This window comes from Propionivibrio sp. (genome assembly GCF_049316945.1).
Classification (GTDB): Bacteria; Pseudomonadota; Gammaproteobacteria; order Burkholderiales; family Rhodocyclaceae; genus Propionivibrio.
Window position 1 is genome coordinate 41,451 of record NZ_JBMOJE010000018.1, and the last position, 15,868, is coordinate 57,318.

The 15,868-nt window shown below is 60.4% G+C and carries 11 protein-coding genes and 1 tRNA gene; 3 read left to right on the forward strand and 9 right to left on the reverse strand.

All coding sequences use genetic code 11. The features are described from left to right. Positions 1-2 precede the first annotated feature (2 nt). The 4 genes from ACOYNV_RS06325 to ACOYNV_RS06340 all read right to left on the reverse strand — a co-directional run bounded on the left by ACOYNV_RS06325 (position 3) and on the right by ACOYNV_RS06340 (position 4,485). A complete protein-coding gene (locus tag ACOYNV_RS06325; protein WP_422898908.1) occupies positions 3-2,249 on the reverse strand; it encodes a chemotaxis protein CheA in 2,247 nt (748 codons plus the stop codon). A gap of 292 nt (positions 2,250-2,541) precedes the next feature. Continuing rightward, positions 2,542-2,847 (reverse strand): STAS domain-containing protein, encoded by a 306-nt coding sequence (locus ACOYNV_RS06330; protein WP_422898909.1) that lies wholly within the window; start codon positions 2,845-2,847, stop codon positions 2,542-2,544. Positions 2,848-2,858: 11 nt separating this feature from the next. Beyond that, on the reverse strand, positions 2,859-4,115 hold the full coding sequence (locus ACOYNV_RS06335; RefSeq protein ID WP_422898910.1) for a methyl-accepting chemotaxis protein: 1,257 nt from the start codon (positions 4,113-4,115) through the stop codon (positions 2,859-2,861). A gap of 4 nt (positions 4,116-4,119) precedes the next feature. Beyond that, positions 4,120-4,485, reverse strand: a complete 366-nt coding sequence (locus ACOYNV_RS06340; RefSeq protein ID WP_422898911.1) for a response regulator — start codon at positions 4,483-4,485, stop codon at positions 4,120-4,122. Positions 4,486-4,895: 410 nt separating this feature from the next. On the opposite strand from ACOYNV_RS06340, the gene ACOYNV_RS06345 reads away from it, so the two are divergent. Then, complete coding sequence (locus ACOYNV_RS06345; RefSeq protein WP_422898912.1) at positions 4,896-5,168, forward strand: type II toxin-antitoxin system RelE/ParE family toxin; 273 nt, start codon at positions 4,896-4,898, stop codon at positions 5,166-5,168. 11 nt (positions 5,169-5,179) lie between these two features. Continuing rightward, entirely contained in the window at positions 5,180-5,494 is a 315-nt protein-coding gene (locus tag ACOYNV_RS06350; protein ID WP_422898913.1) for a HigA family addiction module antitoxin, read from the forward strand. 352 nt (positions 5,495-5,846) lie between these two features. Here the strand turns inward: ACOYNV_RS06350 and ACOYNV_RS06355 are convergent, their stop codons facing one another. The 5 genes from ACOYNV_RS06355 to ACOYNV_RS06375 form a co-directional block, all read right to left on the reverse strand. Continuing rightward, positions 5,847-6,008 carry a hypothetical protein gene (locus tag ACOYNV_RS06355; RefSeq protein ID WP_422898914.1) on the reverse strand — a complete coding sequence of 54 codons (162 nt, stop codon included), beginning with the start codon at positions 6,006-6,008 and terminating at the stop codon, positions 5,847-5,849. 314 nt (positions 6,009-6,322) lie between these two features. Then, positions 6,323-6,398, reverse strand: a tRNA-Thr gene (locus ACOYNV_RS06360). A 136-nt stretch (positions 6,399-6,534) separates the two neighbouring features. Next, positions 6,535-10,632: a translocation/assembly module TamB domain-containing protein gene (locus ACOYNV_RS06365; protein ID WP_422898915.1), complete on the reverse strand. Its 4,098-nt coding sequence runs from the start codon at positions 10,630-10,632 to the stop codon at positions 6,535-6,537. A 10-nt stretch (positions 10,633-10,642) separates the two neighbouring features. Beyond that, on the reverse strand, positions 10,643-12,406 hold the full coding sequence (locus ACOYNV_RS06370) for an autotransporter assembly complex protein TamA (RefSeq protein ID WP_422898916.1): 1,764 nt from the start codon (positions 12,404-12,406) through the stop codon (positions 10,643-10,645). A gap of 177 nt (positions 12,407-12,583) precedes the next feature. Further along, positions 12,584-14,251, reverse strand: coding sequence for a mechanosensitive ion channel domain-containing protein (locus ACOYNV_RS06375; protein WP_422898917.1), 1,668 nt, complete (start codon positions 14,249-14,251; stop codon positions 12,584-12,586). Between the two features lie 419 nt (positions 14,252-14,670). Here ACOYNV_RS06375 and ydiK point away from each other — a divergent pair, with 419 nt between their 5' ends. Further along, positions 14,671-15,738 (forward strand): AI-2E family transporter YdiK, encoded by a 1,068-nt coding sequence (ydiK, locus tag ACOYNV_RS06380; RefSeq protein WP_422898918.1) that lies wholly within the window; start codon positions 14,671-14,673, stop codon positions 15,736-15,738. Positions 15,739-15,868: the final 130 nt, after the last annotated feature.

The following is a 15,868-nucleotide window of genomic DNA, read 5'->3' on the forward strand; positions in this document are numbered from 1 at the left end:
TGCTACTGACGAACGTTTTGAACTGCGGATAATTTGTGTCGTGCGGGTGGTGCCAGCAAACGGTGTTCTTCGCCCTGACTGACGGCGTGCACCAGCGCGGCGACGTCGAGAATCAACGCCACTTCGCCGCTGCCGAGGATGGTTGAACCGCCGATGCCGCGCAGGTGGCGGAACATGGCGCCGAGCGGCTTGATCACCGTCTGGAACTCGCCCATCAACTGGTCGACCACGATGCCGGCCCGTTTCCCGGCAAACTGGACGACGACGATGTTCTCGCGCGGTGGCGGCTCGCCTTCGACTTCGAACAACTCGCGCAGGCGGACGAAGGGCAGCGCCTCGCCGCGCAGGTTGAGGAAATTGCGGTCGGTCGGCAGGTTCTTGAGTTCGATGCATTCGACGACGGTGTCGAGCGGAATGACGTAGGACGCCTTGTCCACCCCGACCAGGAAACCGTCGATGATGGCCAGCGTGAGCGGCAGGCGGATGGTGAAGGTGGCGCCTTCGCCCTCGACCGAGTCGACATCGACGGCACCGCGCAAGGCCTGGATGTTGCGCCGCACGACGTCCATGCCGACACCGCGGCCCGAAAGGTTGGACACCTGGTCGACGGTCGAGAAGCCGGGTTCGAAGATCAGGTTGGCGATCTCGGCATCGGTCAGCGTTTGCGTTGGCTGGATCAGCCCGCGTTCAACGGCCTTGGCGTGGATTTTGTCCTTGTTCAGGCCGCCGCCATCGTCGGAAATCTGGATGACGATGCTGCCCGAGTCGTGGAAGGCGTTGAGCGATACGTGCCCGGTGGCCGGCTTGCCGCGCTGCAGGCGCAGGGCGGCCGGTTCGATGCCGTGGTCCAGCGAGTTGCGCACCAGGTGCATCAGCGGATCGCCGATCTTTTCGACGACAGTCTTGTCGAGTTCGGTTTCGGCACCGCTGATCGACAGTTCGATGTCCTTGCCGAGTTCCTTGGAAACGTCGCGCACCAGGCGGTTGAAGCGGGTGAAGGTGTCGCCGATCTGCACCATGCGCAGTTGCAGCGCCGAGTCGCGGATGTCTTCGACCAGCCGGGAAAGAACCGAGGTGGCTTCGACCAGATCGCCATTGCGGCTCTTTTGCGCCAGCAGGTTGGCGGAAGCGCCGGCGATGACCAGTTCGCCCACGAGGTCGATCAGTTGATCGAGCTTGTCGGCCTGGACGCGCACCAGCCGGGCTTCCTTTGATTTGTTGTCGCTGACCTGGGCTTGCTTGACAATGGCGGCGTCGATGATTTCCTTGTGCACGACCTTGTGCTCGACCAGGATTTCGCCGAGTTGCGGCGGCGGCGGTGTTGGCGGTGTTTGGTCCGTGCCTTCGCCCTCCAGCCCGGCTTCCGGCGTCAGATCTTTCTGCAGGTGCAGGCCGTCGTCGATCTCGGCCTGGGTCAGCGCGCCGCAGCGCACCAGGATTTCGCCCAGGCGCATGGTGTCTTCCGGCAGTTCCTGGATGTGCTTGATGTAGTCGGCGAGATTGCTGTGCGGCGGCAGGATGCGCAGGTCGCATTCGTCGCGCACGAAATTGAAGACGCGCTCGATGTCGGCTTTCGATGATCGCGTCTGCAGGCGGATTTCAAAACCCATGTAGCAGGATTCCGGGTCCATTTCGGCGGCCGCCGGCATGGCGTCGGTGACCGTTTCGATACCGAGGATTTCGCCGAGCGAGGCCAGGTAGCGGATGAAGGATAGCGGGTCCATGCCGCCGCGCAGCACGTTTCTGCCAAAGCGCACCGAGATGTGCCAACTGTCGGTGATGACCACGCCGCCGCCGGAGGCTTCGACGCTGGAGTCATGAACGGTAAGGGCGGCGCTGCTGGCTTCGGGTTGTTTGGTTTGGGCGGCGATGAACTGCTTCAGACGTTCGGTGAGTGCATCGCCGCGAGCCAGAAGCCCGGCATCCGGAGCGGGGGTTCCTGCCGCCAGCACGTCGATCAGGCTGCTCATCTGGTCGCAGCATTCGAGCAGCAGCGTGGCCAGCAGCGGGGTGGCCGCGATATCGCCGTTGCGCAGCGAGTCGAGCAGGTTTTCGACCAGGTGGGTGAAGGCTTCGATGAAGTGGCATTCGATGACGCCCGATCCGCCCTTGATCGTATGCGCTGCCCGGAAGATGGCGTTGATGTTGTCCTGGTCATCCGGGTTCTGCTCAAGGCGCAGCAAGCCGGCTTCCATTTCAGCCAGTTGTTCGCGGCTTTCCTGAATGAATACGCCTGTAATTTCGTCCATGATTTGTTTCTCCGTATTCTCGGTATCTTGAGGATTGTGAGGTTTTCTCAGAGGCTGTGAATTAATTGGAACAAGCATCCAAGACCGTGGCCCGAGGCCAGGCTTCGCGCTCATTCCGGCGAAGGCCGGAATCTGACCGAAGGAAATGTGCCCCGCAGGAAATACCCTTGGGGTGCAGAGCCAGTGCGTACCTCTGATATTCATGAAAACAATCAGATAGACGAACTGGACCCCGGCCTTCGCCGGGGTGACGAGCGAGGAGATCAGGCTGATATGAATTTTTCATGGACTCTCAGGCGGCCTGGCGGGCTGGAATGATCAGCGGATCACCAAACTCGGCCGCCATGTTGCAAAAATCAATGACCGAACTCACCGCCTGGCTGTGTGAGACGATGCGCACGGTCTTGCCGGCCCGTTGCGCTTCCTTTTTCAGCAGGATGAGCAGTTGCAGCCCGGCGCTGTCCATTTCACTGACCTGCGACAAGTTCAGTTCCAGTTCGTCGGTTCCGGCAAGGGCGTCGAGCAGCGTTTGCTTGAGCTCAAGCGCATTGTAAATGTTCATATCTTCAGTGATCGCAAGGCGTTGGCCGGTTGTCATGATTCTTCTCCTTAAAACATTTCAATTCGAGATGCGGCAGGCGCCGGTTTTGAAACGCCACGCTTGAGTGAAGTCGCGTGCGTGGTGCGCTGCTGTTCCATCACGTAGCCGCTGTACAGACCTTCCAGGTGCTGGGCGATGGGCTTGTAGGTGAAATCCGCGTCCTCATACGCACGCAGTCGGGCAGCCAGCAGGCCGGCATGTTCGTCGAGTTTTGTCAGGGCCTGCATCACCAGTTCGATCTGTTGCCGGGTGAGGTCCTGAAATTGAACGCTGGCCTGGGCATCGAGGAACATGGCGGCGAGCTGCGTGCTGCTGTCCTTTATTTCGGTGAGAACGCCGGCTTCGTGCCGGATCAACGCTTCGTAACTCTGGCCAAGTTCGTTGAGCTGGCTGGAAAAGAACTCCAGCATCTGTCGCTCCTTGTCCAGATTCAGGCTCGAAATCTTGTGCTGGAATTGGGTATGGATATTGTTGGCGACAGAGCTGATGCCCTGGCTGATCTTGACTACGGCGCTTTCGGTTTCCCCGGAAAGCTTGCGCACCTCGTCGGCGACCACGGCAAAACCACGACCGGCATCGCCGGCCCGTGCCGCCTCGATGGCGGCGTTGAGTGCCAGCAGGTTGGTCTGGCCGGCGACATGCTTGATCAGTTGCACCAGCGATTCGAGGGAGCGCGCTTCGTTAACCACCTGGGTGACGCGCACCTGATCCGCTTCGGCATCCTGCAAGCGTTGCTGAACGTAACCGCCCATCTGGCTGATGATGGTCTGGTTCTGGGCGATGCGTGCTTCGGAGTCGCGAACCAGCAGGGCGGCTTCGTCCGATGTTCCCGCGACGAAGTGGTCCAGCCGGGTGACCACTCCATCGATGGTCTGCAGGCGTTCAACGATGCTGAAAGCGGCTTTCTCGGTTTCGTCGATCACGCTCTGCAACTGGCCGCGCACCACCTCGTTGAAGTCGTGCACCTGTTTCAACTCGCCGGATATTTCTGCGGACACCTTGTGGATGTTGTCGAGTCGGCCTTCGTCTTTTGCTACCACCTGGTTCATGCCCAGCATGTGGTCTTTGTAAAACGCGATGGATACAAAATGCTGACCGGCAAAAGCCGCCATCACGATGAAAATCGTTCCGATGGCATCGGCGAAAGGGCCCTGGGTAAAGATTTGGTGAAACCAGCCGTGCAGGAAATACACCGTGCCGGCGGCACCCAGAGCAACCACGACAGCAACTGTCAGCGTCCGTTGCAGAAGTTTGGAGAAGTCCATGGTTTCAGCGAATCACCAGTTTGATCGTGTTGAGCAACTCGTCGGCCGTCGCCGGTTTGACGATCCAGCCCGAGGCGCCGGCGGCCTTGGCTTCCAGCTTTCTCGATTGCTGCGACTCGGTGGTCAGGAAAAGAATCGGAACGAACTTGTAGGGAGCCATCTTGCGCACTTCCTGGATCAGTTCGATGCCGTTCATGCCCGGCATGTTGAGGTCGGTGATCAGCAGGTCGATCTTGATGCCGGCATTGAATTTTGTCAGCGCCACTTCAGCGTTGTTGGCCTTCTCCACCGTGTATCCGGCTTTGCCCAGAATGCTTGAGATACTCAACAGGATAGTGGCTGAATCATCCACCAGCATGATTGTGCTCATAACGCCCCTCTATTAACGATTTATGGTTATTGACCAAACTGATACCGGGTAATGAAAAGAACGATTGCTACCTGTTTTCGACTAACCGGATTGAATACTATGAAATTAATTCGTGTTTGTGCATCCGTGGAAACCGCAGAAATCGGCGGAAAGTACGTAGTCGAGCCGGGTTTTTTGTAGTTTTGGTCACTACTGTCCGGTTAAAAATCGTATAGATTCAGCTGGCTGCGCGGTGAGCAGTTACCGCCACCGCCCGCTTGACCTTCCGAGAATGTGGCACGTGAAGATTGAAGCGTGGATTCTCGAACAGGCCGGGATTGAACTTGTGCCAGAGAAGGCAGGGTTGCGAGTGGTGAAAACGACCGCCGCTTGATATTCGTAACGCTACGCTATACACTCAGACCATGATAATGAGTTTCCAGCACAAAGGGCTACAAGGCTTTTTCGAGTCAGGCAGCAAGGCAGGCATTCAGCCACACCATGCGCCAAAGCTACAGCGCCAGTTGTCGCGCTTGGATGCAGCGAAAAAGCCGGAGGACATGAACATGCCGGGCTGGAATCTGCACGGGCTATCTGGCGACCTTGCCGGGAATTACTCCGTGCAGGTCAACGGCAATTGGCGCATGACCTTCACCTTTGATGGCGGGGATGCCGTGCTGGTTGATTATCAGGACTACCACTGAGAGGAATTGAAATGAGCAGAATGTTTAACCCGCCCCACCCCGGAACGACCTTGAAAGAGGATGTACTCCCCGCCCTGAAACTGTCTGTGACCGATGCCGCCGTACAGCTTGGCGTTACCCGCCCGGCCCTGTCGCGTGTGCTGAATGGCCGCGCTGCCATATCGCCGGAGATGGCGCTACGCCTTGAAGGCTGGCTCGGGGTAGAGAACGGCGGGCGGGCTGATGTGTGGATTGCACAGCAAGCAGAATATGACCTGTGGCAAGTTCGCAAGGCGGGCATGCCGAAGGTGCAACGGGCAACTGTACCAAGTACCACCGCCGCCTGACGAATGCCAGCCCTGAAGAACCGCATGGATATTGGTTCTCCGGGCATCGAATTACCGATTATCAAACGCTGATAAACGAAACGCTTAAATCCGCATTTCATCACACCGACTCATGGAACCGCGCATAGGGCATGACAAGGCGCTTGCCGCCGCTGTTCAATGTCTCTGGCTGTGCGCGGTCAGATGCAGAATTCCGACGAAACATTCACAGGAGTTGCGACGGGTTATATGGATGGCGGTGGTGACATGCGGCTTGTGTCATCCAAAGGCGCTGTTTGTTCGGGCACCCACCATGAAGCCCGCCAATTCAACGGACGTTGAACGGAAGTTGAACGTTTGTTCGCTTTCCTTGCTACTTCCCGCCGCGACCCTTGATTGTTATCTCAACCCGTCCGGTGGCGTGTATCCACTCAAGAAAGTTGCCTAGAGCTTTGCCTTGCTCTTTGGCTGCTGCATGTTCGACCAGAAAATCAGCGTAGTCCTGATTGAGTTTCTGTTGCTTGCCTGTGTTCATGAATATTTTTTCTTTGGCGCGTGTTGATTGAAATTGATTGAGCGGGGAGCACCAAGGGAGCACTGAACGAAAAATCAGCACCAAAGAAAAAGGCCTACATCGCTGCTAGCCGTTACGTTAAGGTGTTGATGAAATGCGGATGGAAGCCGCAACCCATTGAACTGACGTACATTTATGCAGAAAATGCTGAAGGAAAAATCTCCTTGAGCGCTTATCGCGAAAATCCGCACGTCTTCAACGAGTTACGCCGGCCTAGTCGGCGCTATCAACACCTTAACGTAACGGCTAGACATCGCTGTAAGCCTTGTCTTTACTGGTGCCGCTGACCGGAGTCGAACTGGTGACCTTCGCATTACGAATGCGCTGCTCTACCAACTGAGCTACAGCGGCTTCAAGGCTGCGGAGTCTACTACATTCCGGCTATTCCTGACAACGTTACACTGCGCTCATCCTCTCGGTACGGCAGGTGCGCCGACTCGGTAGGGCACTATTTGGAGCACCCAATGTCCCGAAAATCAAGATGCTTTTATTGGCCGAAGCTGTGGTTCCAGAAAAAATCGAGTGCACTTTCCGAGCCGGCGCTGCCGACTACCGAAAACTGGCGGCACAGCTTGACGGTCAGCTTGACTACGCTGTCCGTAGTGTCTAGCGACTGTTCGTAACTGAGCAGGGCGTTCGACGACAGGCGTTTACCGACGCTGACGATCTGACCGTTCACCGTCTGGCTGCTGCCAAAACCGGTCGTACTGGCGACGCGACTGGTTGGCATGGTACCGGCGCCACCAACCTGGCCGCTGCTCACGCCGAATTCGTCGATGCCCAAGCCCTGCTGCAGCTTGCCCAGTACACCGCCGTCCTGCCCACCCAGGATTGTCTGCGCTGCCGCCAGAAGCAATCCGCTGTCACCGCTGCCCTGCTGATCAGGCGCATGGCCGAGAACCAGCCAGGAAAGCTTTTCGGTATCCGGCACATCGGGCGTGGATACCAGGCGGATGATCGGTCGCTGGGCAGTGCCGGTGACCTCGACACCGGCTTCGACAGCCAGGTTTTTGCGCACGGCAAGTATGTTGAGGCCTGGATTGTCGATCGCGCCCTGGAAATTGATGATGCCGCGCTCGATGCCGAGCTTTTGCCCGTAGGCGTCAAATCGTCCGTCAACTGTCCGGATGCTCCCGCTGGCGCGTGGCAGTCCGGCGTCGTCGGAGTGAATCCGCAACTGTCCGGCCAGCCGGGTTTCGACCCCGGCGCCTCGGAAGTGAAAGCTGCGCCCTAAAGCCGTCTCAAGGTCGAGGTGCAGGGCACGCGCGGCGGCGCTCGACGCGGCTTTTCGCCCAGCGCTACGCTCCGGCAGCGGCTGGAGAATGACCACATCGTCCGACAGGCTCGGTCGGCCGGCTTGCCCGAGCGACCAGTAACCGGCGTCGACGCGCAACTTGCCGCCAACATTAAGGACGCGTTCGACGAGGCGCAACTCGCCTTCGCCGGAGACCGCTAGCCATTGGTCCGGCCGCTGCATGATGCCGACGCGATCGAGGACAAGTTTCAGCCGGGCGCCAGTTCCGGCGGTGCCGGCAGCAAACGGCAATTCGCCACTCGCTTCGACCCGTCCGGGGGTACTGGTCAGGCGGATTATGTCGATGTTTTCATCCAGCGCCAGCACCCGCGGCAGGGTCTGAAAATCACTCTCGAAACTCAGACGGCGCAGCAGCAGGCGCTCCGGAGTGATTTCAACAAGCGCCTGTCCACGTTCGAGCCGCATCCCCAGGTCGAGCGCTCGTAGCGCCAACTTTTCGCCGCGCCACTCGCCACTGAACTGCGGCCGGGCCGCACTTCCGGCCAGGCGCATTTCGCCGTTCAACTGGCCGGCAAGCTGCCAGCCTTCGCCGAGCAACGGGCCGAGCCAGGCCAGGTCTGGCACACGAGCCTGCAGGCGGCCCTGCCAGGGGGCTTGCGCATCGATCAGGGCCGAAACTGCACCACGCGCACTGAGCGCATTGAACTCTGCGCTGATATCGCCCAGTCGACTGCCTTGCAACTGCCCGCTCATGGCCAGCCGCCCTTCCCCCAGGGTCGCCTGCAGACGAGCTTCAGTGAGGCCCAGCGGCAGTGTGCCGAGCAGCAGGTCGCCACTCTCCCGCCAAAGTGTTGCCCGCCCGGCCATCATCCTGGCCTGGGCAATATCCCATTCGCCAGCAAGCTCCAAAGGCTGCGGGTTGGCTCTGCCGAGGGCGTCGAGCCGGGCATAAAGAGAAGGGAACTCGGCCAGCATGGCTTGGGGCCGAAATTGCTGCCAGCGTCCGGCGCTCTGCCAGCGCCCTTGCTCATGTCCCAGGCGATCGATGCGCAAGTTGCCGATCAGTCCGTCGATAGTCGCCGGCCCGAAGGAAATTGCCGTCTCTCCGACCCGCAGCGGTGCCGGCGCTGTGAGTTGGAGCAAGGGTTGCGCACTGGCCGGATCAGCCCTGCCCACGCGGAACTCGCCCAGCGAACCGCTCCACAACATCGCTAGCGCCCCGCCGGGCTTGCGCGCAGATTCCGTCTGCAAGCCGCCATCGAGAGCCAGACGCAGTTCGCGTTTTTCAGGCAGGCCGATGCGGGCTTCAAGATGATGCCGGCTGCGCAGGCCATCGGCTTTTACTTCCACTGCCAGCGGCGGGATGCCGTAGCCCGGCAGTGCACAGGCCGTGCAGCGCAACAGGCCGGCCAGTGCGCCCTGAGCGCCGGCGCCGAGTTGAGCATTGAGCGACAAGCCCCGTACCTCGAGTAGCGAACCCAGATGCAAGCTCGCCGCTTGCGCCTCGCCGGAAAACTCCGGGTCGGCGACGCTGCCACCGACGACGATATTGGCCCACGCATCGCCGGCAACGCCAGGCCAGCCAAGCGCCTCCAGCTTCGGCGCCATCACCTTCAGGCGCAGCGCATCGCCGGCCCTGCCGAAGGCACCGACGGCATTCAGACGATTGCCCGCTGCCTCCAGGTCGATATCAACCTTGCGCAGATGGTTGCCGAGCAGATCGATGTTGCCTTTTCCGGCCAGCTTCTGCGACCCGATGCGGCTGTCGCTCAAGTCGAAGTGCAGGGCCAGTTCAAGCGCCGGACGTAGCGCCCCGTGCAACTCGAAACCGGCGTTGATCACGCTGCGCGGGGTATTTTTTACGTGCAGGAAGCGTGATGGATCGAAATTCTGCAGATTGCCGTGCGCTGCGAATTGACCTTCGCCGGTCAGCGCCAGCCGCCCCTGCGCGGCGAGACGCGCTTCACCGGTCGCCAGTTTCAAGGTGGCAAGTTCGATGGCATCCGGACTCAGGCTGGCGCGTGCGCTCAAGGCATAAAGTGCGTCACGCAGATCGAGTTCGAGCGTCTGGGTATCGCCGCCGAAGTGGGCGCGCAACGGCCCGGCCAGTCTGGTGGGTATCAGGCGGCCATCGAGAGCGCGAGCATTGACGCCCTGCGCGGCCAGGTCAAGTTCGAGTTGGCCGCTGGTAAAACTGCCTTTCCCCTTTAGCTGGCCACCGCCGGCCAGTGCCAGCACCAGTCCGTCGAAGGCCAGCCGCTCGCCCTGCCAGTTGATCTGCGCCTGCAGCGACTCCACGGGCAACAACTGGCGATCAAGTGCACCGCTGCTCCGGTTGGTGACAAGGAAACGACCGCTGAGTGGGGTGTCACCCGGTTCGGCTTGCGCTGCGGGATGGCTGCTCAACTGCGCGTCGACGTCAAGCAATGCCTGCGGCACGCTACCGGCGAAAACGGACGGGTCAAGGCGGCTTAGCAGCAAACTCAGCGAGGCGAGTGGCTGGGCTGAAAAAGGTGTCAACAAGGCATGCAGTTCACCCGAAGCGCCGGCCACGGGTGTTGCCTTGTCTGTTTTTTCTGTCGGGAGGCCAGAGCCGGGGGAATTTTTGTCTTCGATTGTTCCGGTGGCTATCTTTCCGTCGACCTGTAACTTGTCGAGTTGGCCGTTGCCCAGCAGGTTCAGCGAGAACGGCTGGCCGAGTGCAGCACCGGTCAGTACGGCCTGGGTTTTGATCGAAAAAGGCAGTTCGCCGGACAGCGTGGCGTCGGCCGAAAGCGTCAGTTTTCCGAGTTGCGCCAGCAAGCGTTCAAGGCGATGCGTCCGACCGTCGCTGTCAAATACTGCATCAATCCCTTCTGCCAGCGCCAGCGGATTTTCATCAGCCCTGCCGAACAGCAGACGCCCCAGGAGCAAATGCTCGATACGCAAGGCCAGCGGCAATTGCAGGCTGGCCGGCAGCTTTGCCGGCTCGGCGCCGGGGGCAGAGAAAATGCGCAGGCTGGCGGCTTCGATGCGCTTGATCGCCAGTCGGCCGTGCAGCAGTTCGACGGGAGACCAGCCAAGCGCAAGCTGCTCCAACTCGATATCCTGTGTCTCATCCTTCCAGCGCACCGCTTCGGCATGCCAGTCGCCGAGCAGGCGGCCGCCCGGCGCCGTAATCTGCAGGCGGCCAGCGCTGATCTGTACCAGCGACGTGCACAGGAGGCGCAAGCCGCTTTCGCTGCTGCCAAGCCAGACCAGCCCGGAAAGAAGCAGCGCGATTCCGACAGCCACCAACCAGTGCCGGCGCAAGCGTGGGGAGGGAGGAGGAGTCGAGGTGTCGTCGGGCATGTTCAGCCGGTCAAAAAGGCACAGCCAGCGAGAAGTGCAGGCGCAGTTCCTTGTCGAGCTGTCCCCACGCCAGATCAATTGCCAGCGGGCCGGCCGGGCTCTTCCAGCGCGCTCCGGCACCGTAACCCGGCGCCAGCTTCAGGACCTCACGATCATCGGCCGCCTGGCCGGCGTCGGCAAAGACGGCGATTCCCCACTTGGCGTCCAGCCAGTGCGTGTATTCGGCACTGACGGTAACCAGGTAACGTCCGCCCAGCGTTGCCGAACCCTCCTGTACGCCGAGGCTCTGGTAGGCATAGCCGCGCACCGAGTTGCTGCCGCCGGCCCGGAACAGGTAGTCCTGCGGGATACCCTGCCGCGAGGGGGCTGCCGTCACGCCAAGTTCGCCACGAAACAGCAGTCCGTCCGACTTGCCGAGCGGGATGCCCTGGCTGTAGCGGAAATAGGTGCGCAGAAAATTCTGGTCGGAGAGCACGGCTTTCGTTGCGCCTCCGAGTTGCAATTGGGCAACAATGCCTTCGCTGGCATCGAGCGGATCTTCGGCATGTCGCCAGACCCAGCCAGCGGTGGCCGTCAGCGCCCGGTTGGTGCTTGATGGAGCGCCCTCGGGAGACTGCCGTTCGTGTTGCCAGTTGAGCCCGAGGCGCTGCTCGATGCTGCCGCGGAACTGCACCCGCGCTGCGGCAAAAGCGACCCGTTCGATACCCAGCCCCTGTATATCTGATTTTTCAACAAGGGCACCGACACTGACGCGTCGCTGCAAACGATCCGGCGGCAAGAAGATGTCAGCGTAGGCGCTCTGCCGCAACTGCTCGATGCGCGCTCCGGTATTGAGTTCCCACGCCCGACCGAAGAGATCGGCGTTGCGAAAATTACCCTCGACCCGCGCCCCGGTGTTGGAACTGTAACCGGCACCAAGGGAAATTCTGAAGGGAGCGCGTTCGCGCAGGCTGATGATGACCGGCACCCGCAGTTCTTCGCCGGCAGGTTCTGCCATTGGTGTTGCGGGCGCGACGCCATCCTCGTCGGTCGTCAAGGCGCTGCGCTCCAGTTCGACGCTTACCGAGGAAAAATAGGGGGTATTTTGCAGCGCCGTCTGCACGGCCAGCAGATCCTCCTGCCGAAACGCCTGACCGGGATGCAGTGGCGCGCTGTAAAGTTTGACCAGCGACGCCGGATAGCGCTGCAAGCCGACAATGCGAATTTCACCGTAGCGGTAACGCGGGCCGGCGTCATAGACCAGGTGCAGATCGACCCGCGCCGCTTCGACATCCACCTCGGCCTGGCTCGACAGCAGGCGCGCGCCGGCATGATCAACAGCCATCAGCTCACGCAGCAAGCCCTGCTTGGCACTCACCCAAGCGGCCTGCCGGAAAGGTGCCGCGGACGGCAGACCCCAATCGTCAATCAGCTTCTGGCGGCGTTCGGCGGCGAGGGCGCCGCGAATCTCGATGTTTACGCTACCAATATGAGCCCGCAGGCCCGGCTCGACCTGCAAGACCAGGCCGCCGTCAATATCGCGCAGTTCAACCAGCGGGGAGAAATAGCCTTCGGTCGCGAGCAGACCGCCGGCCTCCTTGATCAGCCGTCGTTCGAGCGTGCTGCGCGCCGTCGCGTCCTGCGGCTCACCCTCCGGCCCGCCCAGCGGCAGGTGAGACAGCAGCAGATCATGCACTGCCGATGGCGCTACCAATTGCAGCGCGGCAAACGCCGGGGTCGCCAGGAAAAGTGTCGCCACCATCCCCAGCGCAAACATCTGAAGCCGCTTGTGCATGGCCGGACGGTTTTCCAGGAAGTAGTCAGCTGCTGTGAAAAAATACCTGGCCCCCACCGCAGAGGCGCAAAGGAGCAAAGGTTTCGCAAAGAAAACCTTTGCAAACAAGGGGGGTCCTTCGCGTTTTCTTTGCCCCTTTGCGCCTTTGCGGTGGATTTTTGATTTTTTCACAGGCTCTCAGGCGCCGCTGCGCGGGCCAGCGACATCGGCGTTTTCACCGGCATCCGTCGGCGCTCTGGCAGGCGCGGCGTACCAGTTCGCGGGCGGCACCACGACATTGTTATGTGGCTGATCCATGAAATGCGGCGACATGATCTGCACGCCGTACTGGTTGAACTGATCCTGAATGTTGCAGTGAAGTGCCGAGAGCGTCGGCACGCGGTTGAGCGGTTCGTCCATGTAGGCAAATAGCTCGTATTCGACATAGAAATCCGACAGCCCGCGCTGATAGACAAAAGGCGGCGGGTTGTTGCGCAGACCCGGCGTCAGCCCGGCAGCGGCAATCAGCATGGCATGTACCTGTCGCCACGGCGTGTCGTAACCGATGGTCACTTTGGTCGACACCAGCGTGCCGCGCTCCCCGGCCAGCCGCGAGTAATTGCGGATCGAGTTGCCGATCAGCACGGCGTTGGGGATCGTTACTTCCTCGTTGCGCATGTCGATGATCTTGGTCGAAAGCACGCCAACCTCGCTGACCACCCCGACAGTGCCGCCGATGTCGACGAAATCGCCGACCGTCAAGGCACGCGCATAAACCAGCACCAGGCCGCTCATCAACTGGTTAACGATGCCGGCCGAGCCGAGCGTGAGCATCAGACCGAACAGTACCGAGAGACCCTTGAAAGCTTCGCTGTTGGAGAGCGGAATGTACGGATAAGCCACGGCCAGGCCGAAGCCCCAGACCATGATGCTGACAATGCGTCGCGTCGCACTGACCGTTTCACGGTGCAGTCCGGGAACTTGCGTGCGCCCTTCCAGGACGCTTTTGAAGAAGTTGGCCAGGACATCGTTGAGTGTCTTGGTCAGAAACAGCACCACGAGCACGGTGATCATTCCCGGAACGGCATTGATCAGGCCGCCGCCAAGATTTGTGAAGAGATCCACAAGAAAGCCGCCAAGTTTTTCACTCAGCGGATGCGTCAGCGGGAAGCACGACAGCACATAGGTCAGCCACAGATAGCCGACGCTCAGCCACAGGACGCCCATCACCAGTTGCGCAATGCGCTGAATCAGCAGCCAGGCGTGGCGTGCCCAGCGCATTGTCGCCGAAGCATCCTCGCGGTCAATGGCGCGCTGCAGACGTTCGACCAGTAACAGCTCCGCGCGCCGGATCAGCCAGAGCAGGCTGAAGGCCAGCAGGGTGGCGATTGTGGCGAAAACCAGCGCCATGAGCAAGGCCATCGGACGACGCTGATCCGCTTCGGCACTCAGCGCCTCCGCCAGATTTTTTTCGGCGATTTCGGCGGCCTTCTTCAGCGTGATTTTATCTTCCGGATCGAGGTCGCTCGCCAGCACAGTGAACAACAGGATGTCGCCAATGCGCAGTCCGATCCCCGCGACCCCGTCGAACACCCCGGTTATGTGTTCGATCGGTTGCGTCATCTGCTCCGGCGTCAGCCGACTAAGCCGGGTGTGGGCGCGTTCTGCCCGGACTTCAGGCGTCGCGCCGGCGAAGGTTCCGCGAAAGGTGAAGATCGGCCGGAAATTGAATTCGAGGGTCGCTTCCTTTGCCGGTGACTCGGCGGCCGATAGCGGTGAAGTGCCGATCAGCGTGATCAGCAAGAGCAGACCAAAAGCGAAGTGGGAGAATCCGGTGAAGTTCGAGCGTTTCGATGCGCTTTGCATGGGAGTCACCTGGAAAGGAAATGTTAAGGAGATGCCCCATTATATCGGCGCTTGCACGATGCTTGACACCAGTGGACCGCTAAAAAACCCTATCCGGGTACGTTGTGGCGATGCCTGAAGTCGTTCAGGCTTTCGCTGTCTCCGGAAAAATTGCCGTTCGTACCGCTTGCGCCAGCAAAGCCCCTCTCCGCAAAATAAATCTGACGCAATAGACAAAGGTGCAGGTTTCGCGCTCTGCAGAGCCGGAAATTTTCTGCTGCCTCCGGATACTCTTGCCCATCCCGGCGGAAGCTCGATGTTGGCCAGATGAATTGGTGCCAATACTTTAAAATTCTCCCTTCGCCTTGCAGGCAGGCCGGGAGGCGCTTTGAATTACCTTGTTGTAATATAGCCATTCCATTTTTTCAGCGAGAACTGCCATGGCCGAAATTCAACGTGATCTGACCCGCACAACGCTGGCGATCATCTGCATCCTGCTGTTGATTGTTGCTTCGCTGTGGGTGCTGCGCCCGTTCCTGGCGGCGACTGTGTGGGCCACCATGCTGGTGGTGGCAACCTGGCCGATGCTCAAGTCCCTGGAGCGCCGGTTTGGCGGTCGGCGCGGTCCGGCTGTTACCGTAATGACGCTGGCCATGCTCCTGCTGCTCGTCGTTCCACTCTTGCTGGCGATCGTCACGATTTCCGAGTATGCGGATGATATTACCAATCTGGTCAGAAAGTTCGTTACGGCGGGCTTGCCGTACCCCCCCGAATGGGTGAGAACGTTGCCGCTGGTTGGCGGAAAAGTCACCGTGTTCTGGGAGCAACTTTCTGATGCCGGTCCGGAAGGCCTGGTCGCCAGGGTCCAGCCCTATACCGTCAGTGTCGGCAAATTGATTCTTGGGCAGGCCGGGGGGCTTGGTTTCATGCTCGTCGAGTTTCTGCTGATCGTCCTCTTGTCGGCCATTCTTTATACCAGCGGAGAAACTGCCGCGTCCAGCGTCAGGCGTTTTGGCCGCCGCCTGGCTGGCGACCGCGGCGAGAATTCCATTATCCTGGCCGGGCAAGCCATCCGGGGGGTGGCCTTGGGCGTGGGTGTCACCGCCATCGTGCAGACCCTCCTCGGCGGCATCGGCCTGGCCATCGCCGGGGTGCCATTTGCCTCGCTGCTCTCGGCGGTGATGCTCATGCTCTGCATCGCCCAGTTGGGGCCGGGACTCGTTCTCTTTCCCGCCGTCGCATGGATGTACTGGATTGGCGATACGGGCTGGGGAACCTTCCTTCTGGTGTGGAGCCTGATCGTCGGCACCCTGGATAATTTCCTGCGCCCCATCCTCATCAAAAAGGGTGCCGATTTGCCGCTGCTGCTCATTTTCGCCGGGGTCATCGGCGGCATGCTGGGGTTCGGGCTGATCGGGATTTTTGTCGGCCCGGTGGCGCTGGCCGTGACCTATACCCTGCTCGAGGCCTGGATAGCCGATGAGCTTGGCAGTAGTGACGCCGAGTAAATCCTCGGTCAAGGGGCGTGTCCTGTTCAACAGCAATGGATGGGGGCCGACTGCCCCTTGTTCCTGAAAACCTAACCTCAGATTTCTTCTGTTAGGACCCAATTGGTTTGGCACTTTTCACACCAGCGTG